The organism is Propionivibrio sp. (assembly GCF_029255185.1).
In the GTDB taxonomy this organism is placed as follows: domain Bacteria; phylum Pseudomonadota; class Gammaproteobacteria; order Burkholderiales; family Rhodocyclaceae; genus Propionivibrio.
Window position 1 is genome coordinate 1 of sequence record NZ_JAPUVO010000021.1, and the last position, 4,103, is coordinate 4,103.

Annotated in this window: 5 protein-coding genes; all 5 read right to left on the reverse strand. The window is 61.5% G+C overall.

The genetic code is table 11. The features are described 5' to 3' along the window. Nucleotides 1-340, reverse strand: a 340-nt coding sequence (locus tag Q1J43_RS00255; protein WP_301100276.1) for an ATP-dependent Clp protease proteolytic subunit, incomplete at its 3' end; no start/stop codon positions are given. Further along, nucleotides 321-1,619 carry a phage portal protein gene (locus Q1J43_RS00260; protein WP_301100277.1) on the reverse strand — a complete coding sequence of 433 codons (1,299 nt, stop codon included), beginning with the start codon at nt 1,617-1,619 and terminating at the stop codon, nt 321-323. The genes Q1J43_RS00260 and Q1J43_RS00255, both read right to left, overlap by 20 nt. Before the next feature lie 14 nt (nt 1,620-1,633). Continuing rightward, nucleotides 1,634-3,283, reverse strand: a complete 1,650-nt coding sequence (locus tag Q1J43_RS00265; RefSeq protein ID WP_301100278.1) for a terminase large subunit — start codon at nt 3,281-3,283, stop codon at nt 1,634-1,636. Beyond that, entirely contained in the window at nt 3,267-3,821 is a 555-nt protein-coding gene (locus Q1J43_RS00270; RefSeq protein WP_301100279.1) for a P27 family phage terminase small subunit, read from the reverse strand. Before Q1J43_RS00270 ends, Q1J43_RS00265 begins: the two co-directional genes overlap by 17 nt. Nucleotides 3,822-3,945: 124 nt before the next feature. Beyond that, nucleotides 3,946-4,103, reverse strand: a 158-nt coding sequence (locus tag Q1J43_RS15835) for an HNH endonuclease signature motif containing protein (RefSeq protein WP_366141808.1), incomplete at its 5' end; no start/stop codon positions are given.

The window sequence follows — 4,103 nt, forward strand, 5'->3', positions numbered from 1 at the left end:
CCATGATGATTTGGTCCGCCGCCATGACCATGAACGACGCGGCGGAGGCGGCGTAACCATCGATATGCGCGATGACGGTGGCGGCGCTGTCGCGTAAAGCCTGCTCGATGGCGCGGGCCGCGAACACATCGCCGCCCGGGCTGTTGACGCGCAAATTGATCACCGGCGCGGTGACGCCGCGAATGGTTTTGACCAGCGTTTCCGCCGACACGCCGCCCCAGTATTCGGCTTCGAGGTCGGTGCCGACGATGGCGTCGTAAAGATAGATCGTGGTTTCCTGCGCGGCGTTTTCGACGCTGAAAAAGCCCTTGCCGCGATTTTCAGACAGCAGCTTGAACATTTGGTGGCGCATTTTTGTCCCCTTTGTTGATGACGTCGCCGCCTTCGACCGGCGGTAAGTTTTCCAGACGCCGCACTTCGTTGACGGTGAGAAAGCCCGGCTCACCCGCACGGCCGATGGCGGTGCGGTGCGCGTCGTAACGCGATTTCAGATCGCCACGCTCGAGTCCGGCTGTGGTGAATTCCGCAAAAACTTCGGTGTCGCGCAGCGCTTTACGGTTGATTTCCTGCTCGAATTTCGTCAGGTGGCGCATCAGCGTGTATTTCACGAAGCCAATCGACATTTGCTCGACGCCCGAGCCGTAACTGGTGGTCTTGTCGGTCAGGCCGATCATGTGTGGCGGGACGCCGAAGATGCGCGCCACGTCCTCGGCTTGCAGATTTCGTGTCGCGAGCAATTGCGCGTCCACAGAATTGAGCGTGAGGGGCTGGATTTTCAGGCCGCCGGACAACAAGGCGGGGCGATAGGCGCGGTGCGGTCCGCCATGCATGTCGTTCCACGCTTCGCGGATTTTTGCGCCCTGTTCTTCGGTCAGGGTGCTGCTGTCGGTCGTCAGCACAAAATCAGGCCGCGCGCCGTTGCCGAAAAAGCGCGCCGTGTGTTCCGTCGCGGCCAGCGCAATGCCTGCCGCGCTGCGCAGGGCGTAGGACAGGGGCGTCATGCCGCGCAGGCCGTTAAAGCCGATGCCCGGCACATGCAGCATGTCGTCCTGATCGACAATGACGCTCTTGCCGCCGATTTCGGGATCGGTGAGGCGGTATTTCAAGCGGCCGTCAATCCGGCGCACCTCGACATTGCTGGGGTGCCACGGCACGAGGCTGGCCACGGCGGGGTCGAAGGCGCTGGCGCGGGTGATGCGCGCAAAGGCGTCGCCATGCAACAGCAGCGACGAGGTGAGAAATTCCCAAAAAACGGCGGCGGTGCACAACGGCGACGGTGCGCGGTTGAGCAAGGCGGCGAGCGGATGACGCTCGATGCGCTCCCGTCCGCCCGCGGTGGAACGATAAATCGGCAATGGCAGGCCGCCGATGGCACCGGCGATCAAACTTACGCAGGAATAAACCGCGCTGATCGACATCGCGGAGCGTTCTGTGACCTCGACGCCCGCCGCATTGTTGGCCGCGAAGAAAAACTCCGATGACGGTGCGCCACCAAGCATTTGGTTGCTGATCGCGGCAGGCGCCGCGCCGGAAGCCGTCACGTCTTGCGGGCGTGGCGGCGCGATGCGCGCCCGACCGCCTCCCGCGAGGCCGCGCATGAAAGCCGTGAGTTTCGACATGAGGGCGTAAAACCTTACAGAATGATGATGCCTGGCACTTGCTCAGGCTCCGGCGCCGCCAGCGTGCGGGCCAGCGCCATGATCAGCGTCACGATGCCGTCGATGCGCTTGCTGGTGCGGCGGCGGTCGGGTTTGGCCGGTTTGATGTTCTCGGATCCGTCGGTGATGAAGGTGGTGCATGTCGCCATCCAGTGGGCGACGGGGTTGTTGCCGTGATTCAAAAGTCCTTTGCCGAGCAGGCGCTCGAATTCCTTCGACGGTGCAGTCATGCTGCGATAGCCCTGGCCGAATTCCACCACGTTGATGCCGTCGGCGAGCAGCTGCGTCATCAATTGCGTCGCGTTCCAGCGGTCGATGGCCAGTTCGGAAATCTTGACGACATGCGCGACCACCGGCCCCGTCATAGCGTCGTGTGGCACGCCGCCGGAAATCTTGGCGCGGATGGCATCGTAATCGACAACGTTGCCTTCCGTCGCCGTGATGTATCCGGCAGCGATCCAGCGGTCGAACGACACGCGATCCTTGTGCATCCGCGCGCCGATGTTTTCCTTCGGCATCCAGAAATGCCACCACACGTCGAAACCATCCACGCCGTCGATACGCGGTGCGACCAGACACAACGCGCACATGTCGGTGGTGGAGGCGAGGTCGAGCGCCGCCCAGCAGGTGCGGCCTTTCAGATCTTCAAGGCGCACCGGCCTGCCACCGCAAGCGTCCCATTGCGCCATGTCGATGCCACCCACCGCCTCGCCGTTCCAAATGTTCAGGTGGAAGCGTTTGAAATCGGCGATGCGGCGCGTGTTGCCTTCGGCCAGCGCCACTTCGCCCGCGAGATAATCCTCCTTGATCGAAATGTTCAGATTTGGGTTGGCCTTGCGCCATGTTTCCGGACTGCGCCAATCGTCGGACGGCGCTGCGGCGAAGATGACAGGGTAAAAACTTGGGTTCGTGTTTTTTCCAGACAGGATTTCTGTCGCGTATTCGTGCAATTCCCAGCCATAGCCGATGCCCGGCTCGCCAGAGGTGGTGATGAGGATCTCTAGCGGCTGGCGGCGTGCGCCGGTTCCCTTGTGGACAACGTCGTGAAGCTCGCCGTCCGGCCATTCGTGCAACTCATCTGCCACCGCGAAGCTCGGCGAAAATCCGTGTTTCGTTGCCGCTTTCGACGATAGCGGGAGGAAACCGGCTTGCAGCGTCGCGCAAAATATCGACGTTTTGAACACCTCGATTTCTTTCGCCAGCGCTGGCGACAGGCCGACCATGGTTCCGGCCTTGTTGAAGACAATGCGCGCCTGCTGCTCGTCGCAGGCCATGGCATAGCCTTGGCCGCCGAATTCGCTGTCACCCAGCATTATCAGCAACGCGAGGCCCGCCGCGAATTCCGTCTTGCCGTTTTTGCGCGGGATTTCGATGTAGACTTGTCGAATGAGGCGCGTGCCGTCGGCGCGTTTCCAGCCGAATGCCGTGCGGACGATGATTTCCTGCCACGGCGACAGGATGAAAGGCTTGCCGTACCACTCGGCTTCGGTGTGCCGGATGTAGGTTGGAAAGAAATTTACCGCGTTGTTTGCTGCCTTGTGATCATACCACGCGCCAAAAATTTCACCGCCACGCGGCATCGGCGGCGGAATCTTCGCATCGCCTTTCTCAGTGGCGCGTTTCATCGTTGTTCAAAATTCCAATCGCCGACGGTGCCGCGGTTTCGAGAGCGGACGGCGTCTCGCCAGACGCGTCGAACAGGCCCGTGGCGGGCTGCGTCTGCGTGACTTGACCCGCCATGCGCTGCAGAATCTGCTGGCGATAAACAGGGTTGAGGCCGAAGCGGTCTTCGAGCGCCAAAAGCTGCCGCTCCACGCGCTCGCGCACGATGAAATCGGGGTTGATACGCTTGATGACCACGTGTTCGCTGGTGGTGGTGTAAGTGTCGCCTTCGGTTTCCAGCGCCTTGGTTTTGTCCCACCACGTCACCAGATGCTGGCAGTAACGCGCGAACGCCATGTGGTCCGTTGACCGCACAAAACGCATCGCCGCCAGTTCCGGTGCCTGCATGTCCCAGAATTTCTTCGCAGCCTCAGACAAAAATTCCGGTGCAGTGCTCGAACTGGAGCCTTCACACGCCACCATCGCCTTGCGCCGACGACGCCCGGGATTGCCCTTCGCGTCATTTACCGCTTCCGGCTGCGCCTTACGCCCCTTCGGCATGATCCTATCCCCAGAAAAAAAGTTTCCCAATTTCGCGCCCACAAAAACGGCGGTGGATACGCGGTCTAGGGCCGTGCTCGCCTAAGGTTTTGATACCCCCCCCATGCCAGACCGTTAACCTTTGCTAACGGCAGGAGAACCGGCTGTCTTGCGTGGCGGTTTTGCGGCTGTGACAGGCATGGCAGAGGGGCTGGAGGTTTTCGTGTTTGTTTGTGCCGCCGCGTCGTATCGGCACGATGTGATCAACGTCAGTTGCTGGCGTCGGCGACGGACAGGCGCGGC